At 44.5% G+C, this 18935-nt stretch carries 19 protein-coding genes; 12 read left to right on the forward strand and 7 right to left on the reverse strand.

What is annotated here, in order from left to right; translation table 11 throughout:
• Together WKI49_02235 and gatA are read right to left on the reverse strand one after the other, a co-directional pair.
• Positions 1-524, reverse strand: a 524-nt coding sequence (locus WKI49_02235) for a glycosyltransferase family 39 protein (protein ID MEJ7621321.1), incomplete at its 3' end; no start/stop codon positions are given.
• Between the two features lie 3 nt (positions 525-527).
• On the reverse strand, positions 528-1967 hold the full coding sequence (gatA, locus tag WKI49_02240) for an Asp-tRNA(Asn)/Glu-tRNA(Gln) amidotransferase subunit GatA (GenBank protein MEJ7621322.1): 1440 nt from the start codon (positions 1965-1967) through the stop codon (positions 528-530).
• A 145-nt stretch (positions 1968-2112) separates the two neighbouring features.
• Between gatA and gltB the strand changes: the two genes are divergently transcribed.
• A complete protein-coding gene (gene gltB / locus WKI49_02245; protein ID MEJ7621323.1) occupies positions 2113-6603 on the forward strand; it encodes a glutamate synthase large subunit in 4491 nt (1496 codons plus the stop codon).
• Between the two features lie 17 nt (positions 6604-6620).
• Positions 6621-7742, forward strand: a complete 1122-nt coding sequence (locus tag WKI49_02250; protein ID MEJ7621324.1) for an MFS transporter — start codon at positions 6621-6623, stop codon at positions 7740-7742.
• Position 7743: 1 nt separating this feature from the next.
• Here WKI49_02250 and WKI49_02255 read toward each other — a convergent pair whose 3' ends face one another.
• Both WKI49_02255 and WKI49_02260 read right to left on the reverse strand, forming a co-directional pair.
• Positions 7744-8085, reverse strand: a complete 342-nt coding sequence (locus WKI49_02255) for a hypothetical protein (protein ID MEJ7621325.1) — start codon at positions 8083-8085, stop codon at positions 7744-7746.
• 52 nt (positions 8086-8137) lie between these two features.
• The gene (locus WKI49_02260; protein MEJ7621326.1) at positions 8138-8710 is read right to left on the reverse strand and encodes a tRNA threonylcarbamoyladenosine biosynthesis protein TsaB; all 573 of its coding nucleotides are present in this window, start codon (positions 8708-8710) and stop codon (positions 8138-8140) included.
• Positions 8711-8725: 15 nt separating this feature from the next.
• On the opposite strand from WKI49_02260, the gene WKI49_02265 reads away from it, so the two are divergent.
• Complete coding sequence (locus tag WKI49_02265) at positions 8726-9298, forward strand: flavin reductase family protein (protein ID MEJ7621327.1); 573 nt, start codon at positions 8726-8728, stop codon at positions 9296-9298.
• A gap of 16 nt (positions 9299-9314) precedes the next feature.
• On the forward strand, positions 9315-9602 hold the full coding sequence (locus WKI49_02270) for a 2Fe-2S iron-sulfur cluster-binding protein (GenBank protein MEJ7621328.1): 288 nt from the start codon (positions 9315-9317) through the stop codon (positions 9600-9602).
• On the opposite strand, the gene WKI49_02275 is transcribed toward WKI49_02270, so the two are convergent.
• The gene (locus tag WKI49_02275; GenBank protein MEJ7621329.1) at positions 9599-9805 is read right to left on the reverse strand and encodes a DUF2892 domain-containing protein; all 207 of its coding nucleotides are present in this window, start codon (positions 9803-9805) and stop codon (positions 9599-9601) included. The two genes, WKI49_02270 and WKI49_02275, sit on opposite strands and share 4 nt — an antisense overlap.
• A gap of 93 nt (positions 9806-9898) precedes the next feature.
• On the opposite strand from WKI49_02275, the gene WKI49_02280 reads away from it, so the two are divergent.
• From WKI49_02280 to kdsB, 3 genes are read left to right on the forward strand one after another with little or no spacing between them, the layout of a single operon-like run.
• On the forward strand, positions 9899-10666 hold the full coding sequence (locus tag WKI49_02280; GenBank protein ID MEJ7621330.1) for an oxidoreductase: 768 nt from the start codon (positions 9899-9901) through the stop codon (positions 10664-10666).
• Entirely contained in the window at positions 10656-10985 is a 330-nt protein-coding gene (locus tag WKI49_02285) for a hypothetical protein (GenBank protein MEJ7621331.1), read from the forward strand. Before WKI49_02280 ends, WKI49_02285 begins: the two co-directional genes overlap by 11 nt.
• Positions 10982-11701, forward strand: coding sequence for a 3-deoxy-manno-octulosonate cytidylyltransferase (kdsB, locus tag WKI49_02290; protein MEJ7621332.1), 720 nt, complete (start codon positions 10982-10984; stop codon positions 11699-11701). Before WKI49_02285 ends, kdsB begins: the two co-directional genes overlap by 4 nt.
• Here kdsB and lpxC read toward each other — a convergent pair.
• On the reverse strand, positions 11626-12465 hold the full coding sequence (gene lpxC / locus WKI49_02295) for a UDP-3-O-acyl-N-acetylglucosamine deacetylase (GenBank protein ID MEJ7621333.1): 840 nt from the start codon (positions 12463-12465) through the stop codon (positions 11626-11628). The two genes, kdsB and lpxC, sit on opposite strands and share 76 nt — an antisense overlap.
• Before the next feature lie 23 nt (positions 12466-12488).
• The gene (locus WKI49_02300; GenBank protein ID MEJ7621334.1) at positions 12489-13187 is read right to left on the reverse strand and encodes a uroporphyrinogen-III synthase; all 699 of its coding nucleotides are present in this window, start codon (positions 13185-13187) and stop codon (positions 12489-12491) included.
• A 21-nt stretch (positions 13188-13208) separates the two neighbouring features.
• On the opposite strand from WKI49_02300, the gene dnaG reads away from it, so the two are divergent.
• From dnaG to tsaD, 5 genes are all read left to right on the forward strand, one after another.
• Positions 13209-14744: a DNA primase gene (gene dnaG / locus WKI49_02305; GenBank protein ID MEJ7621335.1), complete on the forward strand. Its 1536-nt coding sequence runs from the start codon at positions 13209-13211 to the stop codon at positions 14742-14744.
• Positions 14745-14757: 13 nt separating this feature from the next.
• Positions 14758-16341, forward strand: coding sequence for a citramalate synthase (gene cimA, locus WKI49_02310; protein MEJ7621336.1), 1584 nt, complete (start codon positions 14758-14760; stop codon positions 16339-16341).
• Positions 16342-16345: 4 nt separating this feature from the next.
• Complete coding sequence (locus WKI49_02315; GenBank protein ID MEJ7621337.1) at positions 16346-16723, forward strand: hypothetical protein; 378 nt, start codon at positions 16346-16348, stop codon at positions 16721-16723.
• A gap of 2 nt (positions 16724-16725) precedes the next feature.
• Positions 16726-17964, forward strand: coding sequence for a S41 family peptidase (locus WKI49_02320; GenBank protein ID MEJ7621338.1), 1239 nt, complete (start codon positions 16726-16728; stop codon positions 17962-17964).
• On the forward strand, positions 17945-18935 hold a 991-nt coding region (gene tsaD / locus WKI49_02325), incomplete at its 3' end, for a tRNA (adenosine(37)-N6)-threonylcarbamoyltransferase complex transferase subunit TsaD (GenBank protein MEJ7621339.1). The genes WKI49_02320 and tsaD, both read left to right, overlap by 20 nt.

The following is an 18935-nucleotide window of genomic DNA, read 5'->3' on the forward strand; positions in this document are numbered from 1 at the left end:
TAAGCAGGCAAACCTTTGAGTAAAAAGGCAAGACCAAAAACCACGCCCGCTAAAAAACCAACAACCTTTGAACCCGCACTCCACCATATGTAAAGAAGGCAAATACCAAGAAATACAAAAAAGGTGAAGGTGATATCAATCTCTCCAAGAAAGCCGTAGAAAAAAAGCACATTACCAAAGGTTAGGAAAACAAGAGAGGATAGGGTGGCAAGGGAGAGGTTTCTAAAAAGATAATGGGAGAATATGCCAACGAGCAATGTGGTAAGCAAGAGAAAACTAAGGCTTACCGCCCTTGCGGTCAGCTCGCTCCAAGGTATAATTTGAGAATACAAAACTATGAGCCAGTTAAAGAGGGGAGGCTTGTTAAAGTATGGCTCGCCAAGAAAGGTAGGCTGAAGGTAGTTTCCAGAATGCCACATCTCAAAGGCTATTTGAGTGCGTAGGGATTCTTCGTTCTTGAAGGGATACCTATGAAGGTTTGGCAGGAGGCTAACAAAGGCTAAAAGGATAAAAAATAAAAACATACTCTAAAGTTTTGGCTCAAGCTCGTAGTGCTTATATACGTGCTCCCACCAATAGGAAACTCTAAGGAGCGTTCCCTCGTCAAAGGCTTTCCCTATAAGCTGTCCACCCACAGGAAGACCATCGCACATGCCTATTGGTATGGAGATGCCAGGAAGACCTGCAAGGTTTACGCTTACAGTAAAAATGTCTGAAAGATACATAGAGATGGGGTCTGAGGTTTTTTCTCCGAACTTGAAGGCGGTTGTGGGGCTTGTGGGCGTGGCAATGAGGTCTACCCTTTCAAAAGCCTTTTCAAAATCCTGTGCTATAAGCCTTCTTACTTTCATAGCCTTAAGGTAGTAGGCATCATAATACCCTGCGGAAAGGGCAAAGGTGCCAAGAAGTATTCTCCTCTTTACCTCTGGTCCAAAGCCTTCATCTCTGGTCTTTGCATACATTTCAAAAAGGTCCTTGTATTCCCTCGTCCTGTATCCAAACCTTACACCATCATAACGCGCAAGGTTAGAGGAAGCCTCAGAGGGTGCTATGATATAGTAGCAAGGTATGGCATACTTTACGTGAGGGAGAGAAACCTCTTCTACCTGCATGCCTTCCTTTTCCATCTCCTTGAGAAAGTTTTCAAAAGCTCTTCTTACACCCTCCTCCAACCCATCCTGCATAAACTCTCTAACTACACCCACCCTTAGACCCTTTACGCCTTTTCTTAGCTCTTCCGTATACTTGGGAACAGGTCTTTTACTGCTCGTGGAATCTTTAGGGTCATGTCCAGATATGACCTCCATAAGGAGTGCAACGTCTTCTGTGCGTCTGCCAAAGGGTCCTATCTGGTCAAGGGAAGAGGCAAAGGCAACAAGACCATACCTGGAAACTCTTCCATAGGTGGGCTTTAGTCCAATAACACCACAAAAGCTGGCTGGTTGACGAATAGAGCCTCCCGTATCTGAACCGAGAGAGAGGGGTGCTGAGCCTACTGCAACCGCCACCGCAGAGCCACCAGAAGAGCCACCGGGAACTCTCTCCAAGTCCCATGGATTCCTTGTGGGGAAGAAGGCGGAATACTCTGTAGAAGAACCCATGGCAAACTCGTCCATATTGGTTTTTCCAACCACTAAAGCTCCTGCCCTCCTTAGCCTCTCTATAACGGTAGCGTCATAGGGAGATATATAACCTTGCAGTATCTTTGACGCACAGGTAGTGGGATAGCCTTTTACGTTTATGTTATCTTTTATGGCTATGGGTATACCAAGTAGAGGCTTGTCCTTAGAGGGTTTGAGGCTTTTTGCCTCTTCAAGGGCTCTTTCATAAAGTGGCAGTATGTAAGCCTTGACCTTATCTTCTGTTTCTAAAAACCTTTCATAAAAGCTCTGGACCACCTCTTCTGGTTTTAGCTCTCCCTTGTTTATCAAGGAAGTGAGCTCTATTACCGACCTTTTCCACAACATGGTTTATAGTTTATCATACATCTTTGCATGGAAAGTTGCTCACACGGGAAATCGCACAACTAAAGGGAAGTTAATACCTCATCAAAAAGCGCGTAGGGTTTTATATTAAAATATTATCCCATTTACCCTTTTGAGAGGTGAAGAGATGGAGCTTTTGGAATACGACTCCTGTGGTGTTGGGTTTGTATGCAATATAAGAGGTGAAAAAAGCCACCAGATAGTCCAGTGGGGTATAGAGGCGGTAAAGAACCTCACCCATAGGGGTGCTGTGGGTGGTGATGGAAAGACTGGGGATGGTGCTGGGATTATGATTGAAATCCCTAAAAAATTCTTTGAGGACTGGCTCTCTGAAGAAGGCTATGAGCTTTCTCACATAGACAATCTTGCGGTTGGCGTGGCTTTCCTTTATGAGGATGTAAGACCTCAAATAGAGGAGCACATAAGGAGGTCTCCCTTTTCTCTGGTAGCTTGGAGGGAAGTCCCAATAGATAAGTCTGCGGTGGGTGAGTCCGCCCTAAGGGTGATGCCAAAGATATTCCATCTTCTCTTGGACGCTGAGAAGGTCTCGGAAGAAAGAAGGGAGCTGGAGCTTTATCTCCTTAGAAGACGCATAGAGACAGACAAAAAGATAAAGGACAAGGTCTACTTTGCCTCTCTCTCCTCAAGGGTGATGGTCTACAAGGGAATGCTTGTGGCACCTCAGCTGGATATTTTCTATCCAGAGCTAAAAGACCAGAGGCTTGAGTCCAGTTTCTGTCTTTTCCACCAAAGGTATTCCACCAACACCTTTCCCAACTGGAAATTAGCTCAGCCTTTTAGGTATCTGGCTCATAACGGCGAGATAAACACCATATTAGGCAACAGAAACTGGATGAGGGCTATAGAGCACGAATTGGAGCATGAACTTTTTGGAGAGAATATAAAGCTCGTAAGACCTTTGGTTTCTTACGAGGAGAGCGATTCTGCCTCTTTGGACAGGGTTTTTGAACTTTTGGTGCTTGTGGGTTATAGTCCAGAGCATGCTATAAATATGCTTATACCCCCTGCTTGGGAGGGTGTGCCTTGGCTTTCAAAGGAAGTGAAAGAGTTCTTTGAATATCAGTCTCTCTTGATGAAACCTTGGGATGGACCTGCCAGCATTGCCTTTACCGACGGTAGAAAGATAGGAGCACACCTTGATAGAAACGGTCTAAGACCTGCCAGATATGTGCTTACCGAGGATGGCATCTTGGTGCTTGGCTCTGAGGTGGGTATGGTGGACCTCTCGGGTAAAAGGGTTCTCAAGAAGGGAAGGCTCGGACCAGGTGATACCCTTGTGGTGGACCTCTCAACGGGTGAAGTAAAAGAGACAGACCAGATACTCAAAGAGCTCTCCTCTCAAAAGCCTTACGGAGAGTGGCTGAGAAAACATCTCCTTAGGCTGTCTGAAATTATAAAGGACTACACTCTTCCAGAGTATGGAGAAGACCCAGAAAGGATAAGAAAACTCGTTGCCTTTGGTTATACACAAGAGGAGATAAAACACGTGCTTGCACCCATGGCGGAGGAGGGGAAAGAGATAACCTTTTCTATGGGTGATGACACTCCCATTCCACCCCTCTCAGAAAAACCTGTATTACTCTTTAGATACTTCAAGCAAAGGTTTGCACAGGTAACAAACCCACCCATAGACCCCATAAGGGAAAGGGCGGTTATGTCCCTTAAGATGAACTTAGGGCACAAGAGAAACTTCCTAAGGGAAGAAGAGGAGCATGCCAAAAGGCTTCAGATAGACAGCCCCATACTCCTGCCTTACCAGTTTAAAGCTCTTATGGAACAGAAGGAGTTCAAAGTTGCTTGGGTTCCAATAACCTATCCGAAAGAGAGAAGCTACTGCGTGGTAGAGCTCCAAGACCTTGCGGGAGAAAGGAGAATAACGGACATACTCTACGATGCCATGTATGAAGGCATTGCCATATGTGACCTAAGGCTTGGTGTGGAGATAGTCTGTAGGAGGGTAGAGGAGGCGGTAAGAGAGGGTGCCAACATTGTGGTTTTGTCCGATAGAAACATATCAAGGTATAGGCTTGCGGTTCCGAGCCTTTTGGCGGTTTCTGCGGTCTTTAAATGGCTTTCTGAACGCGGGCTTTCCAACAAGGTATCCCTTGTGGTAGAAACGGGCGAAGCCAGAGACACCCATCATATGGCTTGCCTTATAGGTTATGGTGCTTCTGCGGTCTATCCCTATCTTATGTATGAGCTTATCTGGGAGCTTTGCAAAAAGGGTGAAATAAAAGTTCCATACGAGCAGGCTATTTTCAACTACAAGAAGGCTCTTGAGGACGGGCTTTTGAAGATAATGTCCAAGATGGGTATTTCCACCCTTAACTCCTATCAAGGTGCAAGGATATTTGATACGGTATGCTTGAATAGGGATTTTGTGGAAGAATACTTCCCCGGCACGCCTGTAACCCTTGAAGCGGACGGTATTTTTGAAGTTCAGGAAAGTCTCCTCGCAAGGCACGACGCAGGATACGAGACAGAGAAGCCAGAGCTTGACTACGGCGGAGAGATGAAGTTCAGAAAGGGTGGACAATGGCATGCGTGGTCTCCCTTTGTGGTTAGAGCACTGCACAAGTTTTTGGAGACAAAGAATTACGAGGACTACAAGGAGTTTTCACGCATAGCCAACGAAGAGCATCCCACCTTTATAAGGCATCTTCTTGACTATAAGAGAGCGGAAAAGCCCATTCCCATAGAGGAGGTAGAGCCCATAGAGAGCATACTCAAGAGGTTCGTCACTGGTGGTATGTCTTTGGGTGCCTTGTCTCCAGAAGCCCATGAGGTGCTCGCAGAAGCCTGCAACAGGCTCGGTATGAAGAGCAACTCTGGAGAAGGAGGAGAAGACCCAGCCCGCTACTGGACCATAAAGAACTCTGCCATTAAGCAGGTAGCCTCTGGTCGCTTTGGTGTGACACCCACCTACCTTGCCTCTGCAGAAGACATAGAGATAAAAATAGCTCAAGGAGCAAAGCCCGGAGAAGGCGGACAGCTTCCTGGCAAAAAGGTCAACGAATACATAGCAAAGTTAAGGTATGCACAACCCGGAGTGACCTTAATCTCTCCACCTCCCCATCACGATATATACTCCATAGAAGACCTCGCCCAGCTCATAAACGACCTAAAGGAAGCAAACCCTAAGGCAAGGGTGTGCGTCAAACTTGTGGCAGAAACCGGCGTGGGAACTGTTGCAGCGGGTGTGGCAAAAGCCTATGCGGATATAATCCAGATAAGCGGTGCGGAGGGTGGCACGGGTGCAAGCCCATACTCCTCTATAAAGAACGCAGGAAACTACTGGGAAATAGGTCTTTCTGAGACCCAAAGGGTGCTTATGGAAAATGGTCTAAGGGATAAGGTAAGGCTTAGGGTGGACGGTGGACTAAGAACTGGTAAGGACGTGATAATATCTGCACTTCTTGGTGCTGAAGAGTTTGGCTTTGGCACTGCAGCTATGATAGCGGAAGGTTGTGTTATGGCAAGGCTTTGCCACACTAATCAATGTCCCACTGGCGTAGCCACCCAAGACCCCAAATACAGAGAAAAGTTCAAGGGTAAAGTGGAAAACGTTATGGCATACTTTAGAGCGGTAGCTCAAGAGGTAAGAGAAATTCTCTCACAGATGGGTGTGAGGTCTCTTGATGAGATAATAGGAAGGAGAGACCTGCTTGAGGTGAAAACCTACGACCACATACCCGGCTCAAAGAGGGTAAAACTTGAAGAGTTCTTGAAAGAAGGCTATCCAAAGGACAAGCCTTTGAGATGTCTGCAGGAAAGAAACGACAATCCAAGAAGGAGTGAACTGGCAAAAAGGCTTGAAGAGGAGGTCCTGCCATACATAGAAAAGGGAGAGAGGTTTTATGGAGAATACACCATAAGGAACGTAGACAGGAGCATCCCGACAAGACTGGCTTACCATATTGCGGTCAGATACAGGGACGAAGGTCTTCCAGAGGATACCATACAGTTAGTCTTTAGAGGCACAGCAGGGCAGAGCTTTGGTGCTTTTAACCACAAGGGCATGTCTCTTACCCTTATCGGTGATGCCAACGACTATGTGGGTAAGGGCATGCACGGTGGAAGGATAGTGATAAAGCCAGAGGGTATAGAGGATACGCATAACCATGTGATAATGGGTAATACCTGCCTATATGGAGCAACGGGCGGAGAGCTATTTGCAAGCGGAAGGGCAGGAGAGCGTTTTGCGGTAAGAAACAGCGGTGCAATAGCGGTAATAGAAGGTGCAGGTATGCACTGCTGTGAATATATGACAGGTGGTGTGGTGGTGGTGCTTGGCAGTGTGGGAGTGAACTTTGGAGCAGGTATGACCGGTGGCTACGCTTACGTGTTGGACGAAAACATCCAAGAAAAAATAAACACATCCTACGTATTTGCAAGAAACCTTACAGAGCAAGAAAGTGAAGAGCTCAGAAACCTCATAGAAAGGCACTACCAATACACGGAAAGCCCTTGGGCAAAGCACATTCTTGAAAACTGGGAAGGGTTCTCAGAAAGGTTCAGAAAGGTAGTCCCCATTGAGCAGTGCAAGAGAGACCCTTATGGAATCTCCGACCAGTGTGAAGTGGAGGTTAAAAAATAAGCTGTTAAAATAAGCCTGTGGCTAAAAGGCTTAGGCTCTTTTCCTTTGCTCTATACGATACGGGAGAGACCATATTAGGTGCTTTGGTCTTTTCTACCCTCTATCCCCTTTACATAACAGAGCACATAGATGTTAAAACCTATTCACTTTTCTACGGCTTTGCCTTTTTTCTCTCTTTTGTTATGGCACTGCAACTTGGCAGGCTCGCAGACAAAAGAGGCTGGAGAAAGAGGTTTTTCACTATCTTTAGCCTTTCTATACCTACCCTGTGTCTTATGCTTTTTGCTTCCTTTGAAAAGCCCTTGCTTAACTTTCTCCTTTATCTTGTTTTGGCGGTTTTTCACCAGCAAGCCCTTGTTTTTTATAACTCTCTCCTTAAGTCCTTTGAGACAAAGGGTTTTGCCTCTGGCTTTGGTGTTGCCCTTGGTTATGTAGGCTCTGCAACCGCCCTTATATTTCTTGCTCCAAGTCTTAGCCTGCCTATGGCTTTTCTGTGGGTTGCTTTCATATTTTTCTCTCTTTCTCTTCCTTCCCTCCTAAGCCTTTCAGAGCCTGCAGGCAAGCAAAAGATAAAGCTCCTTGAGCTTATCAAAGACAAGGGCTTTATCCTTACTATGGCTTCCATGCTCTTTCTTATGGAGCTTGCCCATACCATGATAGCCATGATGGGTGTGTATTTAAGAGAGGTCTACGGGCTTTCACAGGAAGACATATACAAAACCATCGGCTTTTCCGCACTTGGTGGAGTTTTTGGAGGTCTCCTTTTTGGAAGGTTAACGGACAAACTCTCAGCCAAAAGGCTTTTTCCTATTGGCTTTCTTCTGTGGAGCGTCTTTTTGCTCTCTCTTTACATAACGCCCAAAGAATTTCTTTTACCCCTTGGTTTTTTTGCAGGTCTTTCTTTGGCACATCTTTGGACCACTTCAAGGGTATTTATAATTGAGAGGTTCTCAGGAGCACACGTGGCAGTAAGATTTTCCTTCTATTCTCTAAGCGAAAGGATAGCCTCAAGCCTTGGTCTTGTGCTGTGGTCCTTTTTCTTGTTCATAACGGGAGAGGACTACAGACTGTCCGCCTTGCTTATGATAGTGTTGCCTATTCTTGGATATATACTCTACACTCTATCAGAGAAAAAGTAGTTTAGAAAAGCCTCCTCTTAAATTCTACCGCTATGTAGCAATAAGCTGTAAATACAGGCTGGGCAACATTATCTGAGATGACTATATCCATATTGACTATAGTTTGAGCAGGATAGCTACCGATTTCCGTGCACTTTATACCCTCAGGATGTTCCACGCATATGGCTCTACATTCTCTGTTTGCAGTGTTTCTAATTTGCAGTCTCCATCCGCTCTGTCCTCCAAAGTTAAAAACGTTCTCCATGCTGACTATCTCTATAGGGTCTCTTACAGAAGCCTGATGGTCTATCTCACTTTTCATCATCCCAGCACAAGATGCCACAAAGGGTAAAGTAGCAATCATAAGAGCTTTTTTCGTTTTCGTGTAATCACAAAACTATTAACTTTTCAACTTTCTAAACAGGCTCTTTGAGATAAATAGGCTCTAAAAGCATAGGCTCATCGCCCATATAACCTTCAGAAAGCCTCCTATAAGCCCAGAGACCACCATATAGAGAAAAGGGAAAATACTCAAGTTGTATATCTCCAATAGACTGGACCGCAAGACCCACAAGAGGAACTTCTGGCTTTTTATCTAAGGTAAATATCTCACTTACCTTTGAACCATCACACCTTCTACAAAAAACATTACTGCTAACTTTCAAAGCAACCACTTTTTCCTCTGGAGCTTTCACAAAAAGACATAACATCATAAGATTTTCATAACCAACAATAGGCTTTCTTTCCAGATAAGCCAAAGTTTTCATAAAGGTTATACCTATCCTAAGGGAAGTGAGATAGCCCACCCCTAAGGAAACTGCAAAGGCATCCACACTCTCTGGCTCTATCTTAAGCTCTTTCAAAAGGCTTGGTAGATGCTGAAGGGTCTTTTTATTGTCATCCACAAGATGGTGCAAGACCACCTTACCATCCTCTATAAGAGTGAGGTTTGTAAAGGAAAAGGAGGTGTCCAAGGACAGTAGCCTCATCTTATACTATCATACATGATGCTCTTTGATATGGAAAAGCCTCAAGGTTTTGACCCCTATGAGGTGCTTACGAGATTGGTTATCCCAAGACCTATAGCCTGGGTTTCCACCCTTAGCCCCGAAGGCACTCCAAACCTTGCACCTTTTAGCTTTTACAATGCGGTGTGTGATGAGCCACCTGTGGTGCTAATATCCATAAGCAAAAGGGAAGACCACCAAAGAAAAGACACTGCAAGAAACATCCTTGCCACCAAGGAGTTTGTCATAAACTTCGTCTCTGAGGATTTGCTAAGGGAAGTGGAGCTAAGCTCAATAGCCTTCCCTCCAGAGGTGAGCGAGTTTGAGGTCTGCAGGCTCCGAGAGGAAAAAGCCTACAAGGTAAAAGCTCCAAGGGTAGCAAAGGCACGAGCATGGCTTGAGTGCAAGCTACTAAAACATGAAGAGCTCTTTGACTATGACCTTATCTTTGGACAGGTGGTTTTTGCAGGTGCGGAAAGCCTTGAAGTGGACTCTCTAAAGCCTGTTGGCAGGCTCTCTGGAAAGTTTTGCAAAATAGTTGAGATAAATCAAAGCCCAAACCAACCCTAAGGCTAAAATATTTATCATGGCTAAGGTAAAGATAAACGGAAAGGTGCTTGATATACCAGTGGGTGAAAAGTTTGGAGACTATCACCATGAGATAGAAAAGGCAGGCGTGGAGTTTGGATGCACCGATGGTCAATGTGGTGTGTGTGTTTGCACCGTTTTGAAAGGGCTTGAGTGTCTTGCGGAACCTTCAGAGCAGGAAGAGGAAACCCTCTGGAGGATAGGAGAATACGAAGAGACTCGCAGGCTCACCTGCCAGCTGGTAATAGAAAAAGAGGGCTGTGAAATAGAGTTAGAAACCGACTAACAGGTGCACTCCTTTACACCCAGCTTTCTGTAGAGAGATACCACTGGACACCAGCCTGTAAAGGCGGACTGAATCTGGTTTATAGCCATAAACACTATAAAGGCTTTCCAAAACCAGTGGATATCTGACGGAAGTATGGCAATTAGAAACACAAGCAAAAGCACTCCACCAGAAGTAGCCCTCAAAGCTCTATCCATAGTCATGTTTTTACCTCCTTTCTTAAGTTTATAAGAATATTCTAATAAAGCTTTACACTTTGTCAAGGCTACGGCGAGCTTTTGTGAGATAATTTTTCTATGCATCCCATATTGGAAAAGGTAAGGCTTTCAGAAGACGCATGTCTTTTAAAGGTTCATGCGGTCCATGTGTCTAAGGCGGAGCCGGGGCAGTTTGTAATGGTTCAGCATACAAAGCTATCGGAGTTAGTCCCTCTTGCCATACTTGAGACCTTTCAGGAAGGCTTTTCTTGTCTTGTAAAGGCGGTGGGTAGGTCCACCCTTGAGATATTGGAGGAGGCGGAGAGTTTTCAGTATGTGGCAGGACCTCTTGGTAAACCTTTCCCAGTAGAAAAATACGGAAAGGTGTCCTTTTACGCCTACTCTTGGGGTATTGCACCTATTTTAAACGTGGCGAGGTCTCTAAAATCTGCAGGCAACAGACTTTTCCTTCAGGTAGTATCTGAAGAGTTTTATCTAAGGGATAGGTGTGAAGCACTTTTTGACGAGGTAAGGCACTCCGAGGATATACTAAACTTTGAGGCAGACCTTATAGTATCCGCAGGGAGCAATAGGCTTTCATACCAACTTACCCAGCTCTTCCCTCAAACACCCATCATAAGCATGGTTAACACCCATATGCTTGATGCGGTAGGTCTTTGTCTTGTATGTAGAGTTTTGGTGGATGGTAAATACGCCCTTGCCTGTAGTGATGGTCCTTGGTTTGATGCCCACAAGGTTGACTGGGAAAATCTTATGGCAAGGGAAGAGAGCTACAAGGAGCAGGAAAGGATAGCCTTTGAAGAATACCTACGGACCTTAAGGAGAAGAAGAACACTTGCTACATAGCATGCAAGAACAATACGATAAATTCAGAGAGTATGTGGAGGAACTTGAAAAATGCAAAAAAGAACTGGAGAACCTAAGGTTTGAAAATAACTTAATGCACGAAAAGATATATAGACTTGAAACGGAAAAAAGCTCCCTCAAGGAAAAGGTGGAGAAGTTGACAGAATATATAGAAAACGTAGAGCAAGCCTCAAGAAACAAAGACCAGATAATATCCTCCCTATCACAAGAGCTAAGTAGTTATAGAAAACTGCTTATGGCTCTTATTATGCTTATGCTTTTATTACTCCTTATAATCCTTTACTTATCACTGCGATGAGAAGACTTATTGTCATACCCGCAAGACTTAGTTCCACAAGGCTAAAAGAAAAGCCTCTCGCTCCCATACTTGGCAAGCCATTGATAAGATGGGTAGTGGAGGGTTGTCTAAAGACTAAGGAGAGAGTAATTTTGGCTACAGACAGCGAGAGAATTTACGAAGTGGTAAAAGACCTTCCTGTGGAGGTAAGGTTCACACCTTCTGACCTGCCTTCTGGAAGTGACAGAGTTGCATATGTGGTAAGAGAAGAGGAGGTAGACTACGTAATTAACTATCAAGGTGATGAGCCCTTTGTATACGAGGAAGACATCCAGAGACTTTTCCATGCCCTTGAGGACCACCCTGTGGCTACCCTCGCCATAAAAGACCCACACGCCTACAAAGACCCCAACTCGGTAAAGGTAGTCCTGCGTCAAGACCACACCGCCCTATACTTCTCAAGGTCTCCCATACCATACATGAAAACTTCTTCAGACCCTTATCCGCTAAAACATGTAGGCATTTACGCTTACAGAAAGCAAACCCTTTTGGAGTTTACCACCATGCAAAAAAGCACGCTGGAAGCCTTAGAAAACCTTGAACAGCTCCGCCTTTTAGAGGCAGGCTACAGCATAAAGGTAATCCTTACAAAAAACTACTATCACGGAGTAGACACGGAAGAGGATATAAGGCTCGTAGAAAGAGAACTCTCCGCAAGGCTTTTTACAAACTCATAATTCAGCTTATGTCCGCCAAGATAGGAGAAAACTTTACCCTTTAGCCTAAAGCCCAGTAAGCTAAGGTCTCCGATAAGGTCCAAGAGTTTATGCCTTATAGGCTCGTCCTTTGACCTCATGCCCTCTGGGTTGTAGACAAAACCATCACCTATAACCACTGCGTTCTTTAAACTCCCACCCTTTGCAAGCCCATTCTGGAGCAGAAGCTCCACATCCCTGTCGTAGCAAAAGGTCCTTGCAAAAACCACCTCTTTTGCATTTCCACAGTATTGAGCGATACCTTCCTCAAGTATACCCTTTACATAGCCTTTGTATGACGCACAAAAACCTTCATAGGGTTTTGCCTGTATATATCCCTTACAGTTTCTCACCTCAAAAGGCTCTTTTATCTCAAAAAACCTTGCCTCTTCCTCAAGCTCAAGGGTTAAGTTTTTCAAGGCTTTATAAAAGTAATAACCGCTCCCGTCAAGTATAGGGACTTCCTGTCCTTTTATGAACTCAATTGTAAGGTTATCCACGCCTAACATATAAAGAACCGCAAGAAGGTGCTCTACCGTGCTAACCTTTACACCATCCTTTCCAAGCACGGTGGCATGGTCTGTGCCTTGCACATATCTGTAATTGGCAGGTATGTATGTCCCTTTTACAAGAAACCTTATGCCCGTGTTTTCGCCCTCTGGACGAAGAACTATCCTTGAGACCTCACCGCTATGTATACCAATACCCTCAAACTCCACCTCTTTTAGGATAGTTTTCTGTTTCATCTTCATAATACCTTATGCAAAATTTATGCCAAACCTCTTAGGAGTTCCACCACCTTTTCAATAGAAGGCTTTTCAGGGACAAGACACCTTAACCCCACCTCCTTCTCAAAGAAATCCTTTGTAGTTTTGCCAATGCACACCACTTTTATAGGTTCTAAAAGACTTATGACTTCTTCCTTTTGCAAGTTTGCAAGAAGACCCTTGACCGCAGAAGGGCTTGCGAAGACCACAGCGTCCGCAGTGGAGAGCTTATTAATTAGCTCTTCCCTTTGGTATAGCTTTGGCTTTATGGTGTATACATCCAAAGCATGCACCTCAAAACCGAGAGCCTTTAAACCTTCCATTACTTCCTCTCTTCCTATGGCAGACCGTGGCACAAGCACCTTTCCCTTGAAACCCCTAAATATTTTCAAAAGCTCTTCTCCATAGTAGTTCTCTGGCATAGCCCAGACCCTGTAGCCCTGCTCCTCTACTGCCCTTTTAGTCTTTTCACCTATTACCACTATCTTCTCTTCCTTAAGCCTACACTTAGAAAGAAATGCCTTTACCGCCCTCGGACTCTGAAAGACTACAAAGTCAAAGCTTCCCTTTGGAGGCTCAAAGTCAAGAAGTTCTTCTTCAATAAGAGGCAGTTCCAAGACTTGAAAGCCAGCCTTTTCAAAGATAGGTCTATCCTTTTGTATATCTTCCTCACTTCTTGTGAGGGCTATCCTTTTTAGCATGGACGAATATAATTTAACTCCATGTCCTCCTACAAAGACCTTCTTGGAAAGATTGATATTGTGGATGTTATATCCTCTTACATAGAGCTAAAAAGGGTTGGCAATAATTATGCTGCAAGATGCCCCTTTCATCCTGATGACACACCTTCTTTTTACGTATCTCCTTCAAAGGGTATCTTTAAGTGTTTTGGCTGTGGTGTGGGAGGCGATGCGGTTAAGTTTGTGAGCCTGTATGAAAACATAGACTACTGGGAAGCCCTTGAGAAATTAGCAAAGAGGTATGGTATAAAGATAAACCTTAAAAGAAGGGAAAAGCACAGCCAAATTCTTCTGGCTCTCCAAAGGGTTGCGGAGTTTTATCATGAGGAATTGAGAAACAGCAAAGTAGCTATCCAATACTTACAAAGTAGGGGTATAAACTCAAAGACCATAAGCAAATTCCAGCTTGGCTTTGCAGGGAACACAGAAAATATGATAAGGCTACTTAAAGAGGAGGGTCTTCTTGAAGTTTATGAAAAAAGCTCAAACCTTATAAAAATTGACGAAAGCGTATATAAGGACCTTTTCAGAAACAGACTAATAATCCCTATAAGGGATATAAAGGGTAATGTAGTAGCTTTTGGAGGCAGAAGTCTTGATGGAAGTCATCCTAAGTATGTGAACTCTCCAGAGTCCGAGGTTTTCAAAAAAAGGTTAACCCTCTTTGGTCTTTTTGAAGCGAAGGAATACATAAGGGAATCCCAGCAGGTAATTATTGTAGAAGGCTACTTTGACCTTATGAGCCTTTGGCAAGAGGGTATAAGGAATTGCACCGCACCTCTTGGCACAGCACTTACAGAAGACCACGCCCATATGCTTTCCAAGATGGCAAAAACCGCCATACTTCTTTACGATGGAGACCAGGCAGGCAAAAGGGCAGTAAGGTCTTCTGTCCCGCACCTTTTGAAAGCAAAGATGGAGGTGAGAGTGGTATACCTTCCAGAAGGAGAAGACCCAGACTCCTTTGTAAAGAAAGAGCCAAAGCTACTAAGAGAAATGCTAAGCTCATCCTTACCTGTGGAAGAGTTCCTGCTGGAGGAGATAAAGAAGGGAAGCAAGCAAGCCTTTGATGACCTTCTCTACTTCTGCGGTTTTATACCAGACAGTGTTAAAAGATTTGAGCTCCTCAAAGAGATTTCAAGGATAACTGGTCTTCCCATTACAAGCCTTCAGGATAGAATTCCCAAGACGGAAGTTAAAGGAGAAAGGGAAAAGGTGGAGCTTAGCTACCACGAGGCGGTTTTTCTCGCTGGGTTGTATAGGTTTGGCTTTGAAGGAATAGACCTTGAGAACCTTAGACTTTCTCCTCAGGCTATGGAGCTTGTTGAAGCCATTCAAAAGGGTGAATACCACCTCCTACCAGGCTACATAAAGAACTTCAAAGCCTATGACCTTGAGAGGGCTTTTAAGGAAAGTCTTAGAGTGCTTAGCACGGTGGAAGAGAGTTTAACCTTGAGTTTTGAAGAGCTTAGAAAAATAAGCAAAGAAAAACCACGAAAGCTAAGAGTCAGAAGGTGATATATTTTATATTATGGAAAAGGTTTTCATTTATGACACTACTCTAAGAGATGGCTCTCAGGCGGAGGGTGTAAACTTCTCCCTTGAGGATAAACTGCGTATATTTCAGAAGTTGGATGAGTTTGGTATAGACTACATAGAATGTGGATGGCCCGGTGCAAACCCCAAGGATACCATACTCTTTGAAAGGCTCAGAAAATACAAGCCTCAGCATGCAAAGGTGGTGGCTTTTGGCTCTACCAGAAGACCTACAAAGAAAGCAGAGGAAGACCCGCAGTTGGAAAACCTTATAAAGTCTGGTGCAAGGGTTATAACCATCTTTGGCAAAAGCTGGGATTTTCATGTAACGGAAGCTTTAAAGACTACCCTTGAAGAGAACCTCTCCATGGTCTACGACTCTGTAAGGTTTCTCAAAGACCATGTGGAGGAGGTCATCTTTGATGCGGAGCACTTCTTTGACGGATACAAGCACAATCCAGAGTATGCCCTTGAGGTTTTAAGGTCTGCCCTTGAGGGAGGTGCGGACTGGATTGTGTTATGTGATACCAACGGAGGCTCTCTGCCTCACGAAGTTTACGAGATAACCAAAAAGGTAAAGGAAACCTTCCCCACAGCCAAGATAGGCATACACGCCCACAATGATTCTGAGACCGCAGTTGCTAACTCCCTTATGGCGGTTTTGGCAGGTGCAAGGCAGGTGCATGGCACTATAAACGGTATTGGAGAAAGGACAGGCAACGCAAACCTCTGTTCTATAATTCCAAACCTTCAACTAAAGATGGGTTTTCTTGCGGTGCGGGAGGAAAGCTTAAGAAAGCTCACTGAGCTTAGCCACTTTATCTCCGAAATATCCAACATGCCCCTTCCAAAGAATATGCCCTATGTGGGTGAGAGTGCCTTTGCCCACAAGGCGGGAGTGCATGCCTCTGCGGTTCTAAAGCATGCAAGCACTTACGAACACATAGACCCTGCCCTCGTGGGAAACAGGAGAAAGATAACAGTTTCAGACCTGTCTGGTAAGAGCAACATTCTATACAAACTCAGAGAGATGGGTATTGAGGTGGACGAGCGATCTCCAGAGCTTTTAAAACTCGTTGAAAAGATAAAGGAACTTGAAAAGGAAGGATACCATTTTGAAGCGGCGGAGGCTTCCTTTGAACTTTTATGTAAAAGGCACTTTGGTCTCGTAAGAGAATACTTCAACCTTGATGCCTATAGAGTTCTAATAGCTAAGAGAAGCACTGACAACTTGCCAGTGTCCGAAGCAACGGTTAGGCTCTTTATAAAAGACATAAAACAACATACCGCAGCACTGGGTAATGGACCAGTAAGTGCTCTTGACAGAGCCCTTAGGAAAGCCCTTGAGGAGTTTTATCCAAGCCTTAAAGAGGTTCAACTTATAGACTATAAGGTGAGGATAGTGAACGAATCAGAAGGCACTTCTGCAAAGGTTAGAGTCCTTATTGAGTCTACAGATGGGAAGAGGAAATGGGGGACTGTGGGAGTCTCAGAAAACATAATAGAAGCCTCCTGGATAGCCCTTACAGACAGCCTTATTTACAAACTTCACAAGGATGAAGAGGAAGTTATAATTTAGAGTTATGAGACGGTGGCTATTTCTCATACCCTTTCTGCTCTCTATGGCAGAGCCAGTCAAAGACAGCAAACTAAGGGTGGAGCTTGAGGACAAGGATGGCTTAAAGCACAGCCTTAGAGGTCTTGTATGCAACGGTAGAGATAAGCTAAGGGTCAGGGAAGGAAAAGTAGAATATACGGTCAACTTTTCAAGCCTTAGGTCTATTGAAGTTCTCGGTCAAGATGGGACGCAGTTGAGGGTCAGGCTTTCCTTTAAGGACGGTCCGTCAAGAGACTATCTTATACCAGCAAACACATACTGCAAAGGAAACTCTCAAACGGGTGAGGCAGGGTTTTACCTCAGAGATATTAAGACTATATTTATTAAGACGGAGGAAAAATAAGTATGAGTAGGTTTAAGCTCTTTGGTCTCTTTTTTGCAACATTCATTGTGGGTTTCCTACTGGGAAGTGCAGGTGCATCTCAAGGTAGCAGGCAAGAGGACGAATACAGATACTTTAGGATGTTTACCGATGTGTTTCGCACTGTCAAGGAAAATTATGTAGGGGAAGTCAATACAAGGGAGCTTATATACGGAGCACTCAATGGAATGCTCAAATCCCTTGACCCCTTTTCCGCCTTCTTTACTCCAGAACAGTATAGAGAGTTCAGACAAGAAACAGGAGGAGAGTTTGGTGGTGTGGGTATAGAAATAGGTATGGACAAGGGAAGACCCATAGTTATATCACCTATAGAAGGCACACCAGCCTATAGAGCAGGCATAAGGTCTGGTGATGTAATCATTGAGATAGACGGGGAAGATACCTCTAATATGAGCTTAATGGAAGTGGTGAGAAAGATAAGGGGTAAGCCTGGGACCAAAGTAACTCTAACGATAATGAGAAAGGGAGTGGACAAACCTATAAAAGTAGAGCTTGAAAGGGCAATTATAAAAATAGAAAGTGTTAGATGGACAAAGGTAGAAGATGTAGGATACATAAGGCTCTCTCAGTTTACAGAAGGTGTGGGTAGAGATGTGGAAAGGGCGGTAAGGAGTCTTATGTCGCAAGGTGTAAAAGGAATAGTGTTTGACCTCAGAAATAACCCTGGTGGTCTCCTTACAGAAGCTATAAATGTATCTGAGGTCTTTTTAAGGGAAGGTAAACTTGTGGTTTATACGAAGACAAGGAGGGGCGAGGTAAACAGGTACTTCTCAAGGAAAAAGCCGATGCTTCCAGAAAATGTCCCTCTCGTTGTTCTCATAAACAGAGGCTCTGCCAGTGCATCAGAGATAGTGGCTGGTGCATTGCAAGACCACAAAAGGGCTATAATCGTGGGTGAAAGGAGTTTTGGAAAGGCTTCAGTGCAAAATATAATACCTCTTGAGGATGGCTCTGCCATAAAGCTAACGGTAGCTCACTACTACACACCCTTAGGAAGGCTCATAGACAAGAAGGGCATACAGCCAGATGTGGAGGTAAAAGTTTCGGAAGAACAAGAGGAAAGGCTACAAGAAGTTATAAGGCAAAGAAGGCTTAGGGGTGAAACTGGCGTTATAGTTGAGCCAGAGCTTGACCCACAGCTAAAGAAAGCTATACAGATAATCAAATCTGGTCTTAAGGGTTATGCACACACTGGCGGTTGAAACCTCCTGCGATGAGACCGCACTTTGTATATACTCCGACCAAGAAGGAGTAATAGGAGACATAATACTTTCTCAAGCAAAGGTGCATTTTCCTTATGGTGGAGTAGTGCCCGAACTTTCTGCAAGGGAACACACAAAAAACCTTCTACCTCTTTTGGATAGACTCTTGAAAGAGACGGGTTTTGACCTAAAGAAGATAGACTTTATCTCCTTTACTCTTACACCTGGGCTTATCCTCTCTTTGGTGGTAGGTGTGAGCTTTGCCAAGGCTTTGGCTTACGCCTTAAGGAAACCCCTTGTCCCAGTCCACCATCTGGAAGGGCATATATACTCCGTTTTTCTTGAAAAGCCAGTAAGCTATCCCTTTCTCGCTCTTATAGTCTCTGGAGGGCATACAGACCTATACCTTGTGGAAGACTTTGGCAGATACCTCTTTCTTGGTGGAACTCTTGACGATGCGGTGGGAGAAAGCTACGACAAGGTGGCAAAGCTAATGGGACTTGGATATCCGGGTGGTCCCATAATTGACAGGCTTGCCAAGGAGGGTAAACCCCTCTATAACCTCCCAAGACCTATGATAGAAGAGGATACTCTTAACATGTCCTTTAGTGGTTTAAAGACTGCGGTAAGAAGGCTCGTAGAGACTCAGGAGTATTCAAAGGAAGACCTCTCCGCTTCTTTTCAAAAGGCTGTGATGGACATTTTGGAAAGAAAGGCACTTTTGGCGATGGAGAAAACTGGTGTAAGAAGGCTTGTGATAGTGGGTGGCGTGTCCGCAAATTCAGAGCTAAGAAGACGCTTTTCAGAACTTTCAGAAAGGTTTGGCTTTGAACTTCATATACCTCATCCGAGGCTTTCTACCGATAACGCTCAGATGATAGCCTATGCAGGAATGGAAAGGTTTAAAAGGGGCATAACCGCACCAGAGGATATTAATCCAGAGCCTAATGTGCCTTTGGAGGTTTTTGGAA

The sequence above is a fragment of the Aquificaceae bacterium genome, from assembly GCA_037722135.1.
In the GTDB taxonomy this organism is placed as follows: Bacteria; Aquificota; Aquificia; order Aquificales; family Aquificaceae; genus Pampinifervens; species Pampinifervens sericum.

Excerpts from the sequence above, each read along its gene's own strand:
- gltB (MEJ7621323.1), top strand. The coding sequence starts at position 2,113 with ATGGAGCTTTTGGAATACGACTCCTGTGGTGTTGGGTTTGTATGCAAT.
- WKI49_02275 (MEJ7621329.1), bottom strand. The coding sequence starts at position 9,805 with ATGACTATGGATAGAGCTTTGAGGGCTACTTCTGGTGGAGTGCTTTTG.
- WKI49_02315 (MEJ7621337.1), top strand. The coding sequence starts at position 16,346 with ATGAGACGGTGGCTATTTCTCATACCCTTTCTGCTCTCTATGGCAGAG.
- WKI49_02320 (MEJ7621338.1), top strand. The coding sequence starts at position 16,726 with ATGAGTAGGTTTAAGCTCTTTGGTCTCTTTTTTGCAACATTCATTGTG.
- WKI49_02280 (MEJ7621330.1), top strand. The coding sequence starts at position 9,899 with ATGCATCCCATATTGGAAAAGGTAAGGCTTTCAGAAGACGCATGTCTT.
- WKI49_02265 (MEJ7621327.1), top strand. The coding sequence starts at position 8,726 with ATGATGCTCTTTGATATGGAAAAGCCTCAAGGTTTTGACCCCTATGAG.
- WKI49_02260 (MEJ7621326.1), bottom strand. The coding sequence starts at position 8,710 with ATGAGGCTACTGTCCTTGGACACCTCCTTTTCCTTTACAAACCTCACT.
- kdsB (MEJ7621332.1), top strand. The coding sequence starts at position 10,982 with ATGAGAAGACTTATTGTCATACCCGCAAGACTTAGTTCCACAAGGCTA.
- lpxC (MEJ7621333.1), bottom strand. The coding sequence starts at position 12,465 with ATGAAACAGAAAACTATCCTAAAAGAGGTGGAGTTTGAGGGTATTGGT.
- WKI49_02300 (MEJ7621334.1), bottom strand. The coding sequence starts at position 13,187 with ATGCTAAAAAGGATAGCCCTCACAAGAAGTGAGGAAGATATACAAAAG.
- WKI49_02270 (MEJ7621328.1), top strand. The coding sequence starts at position 9,315 with ATGGCTAAGGTAAAGATAAACGGAAAGGTGCTTGATATACCAGTGGGT.
- dnaG (MEJ7621335.1), top strand. The coding sequence starts at position 13,209 with ATGTCCTCCTACAAAGACCTTCTTGGAAAGATTGATATTGTGGATGTT.
- cimA (MEJ7621336.1), top strand. The coding sequence starts at position 14,758 with ATGGAAAAGGTTTTCATTTATGACACTACTCTAAGAGATGGCTCTCAG.
- gatA (MEJ7621322.1), bottom strand. The coding sequence starts at position 1,967 with ATGTTGTGGAAAAGGTCGGTAATAGAGCTCACTTCCTTGATAAACAAG.
- WKI49_02255 (MEJ7621325.1), bottom strand. The coding sequence starts at position 8,085 with ATGATTGCTACTTTACCCTTTGTGGCATCTTGTGCTGGGATGATGAAA.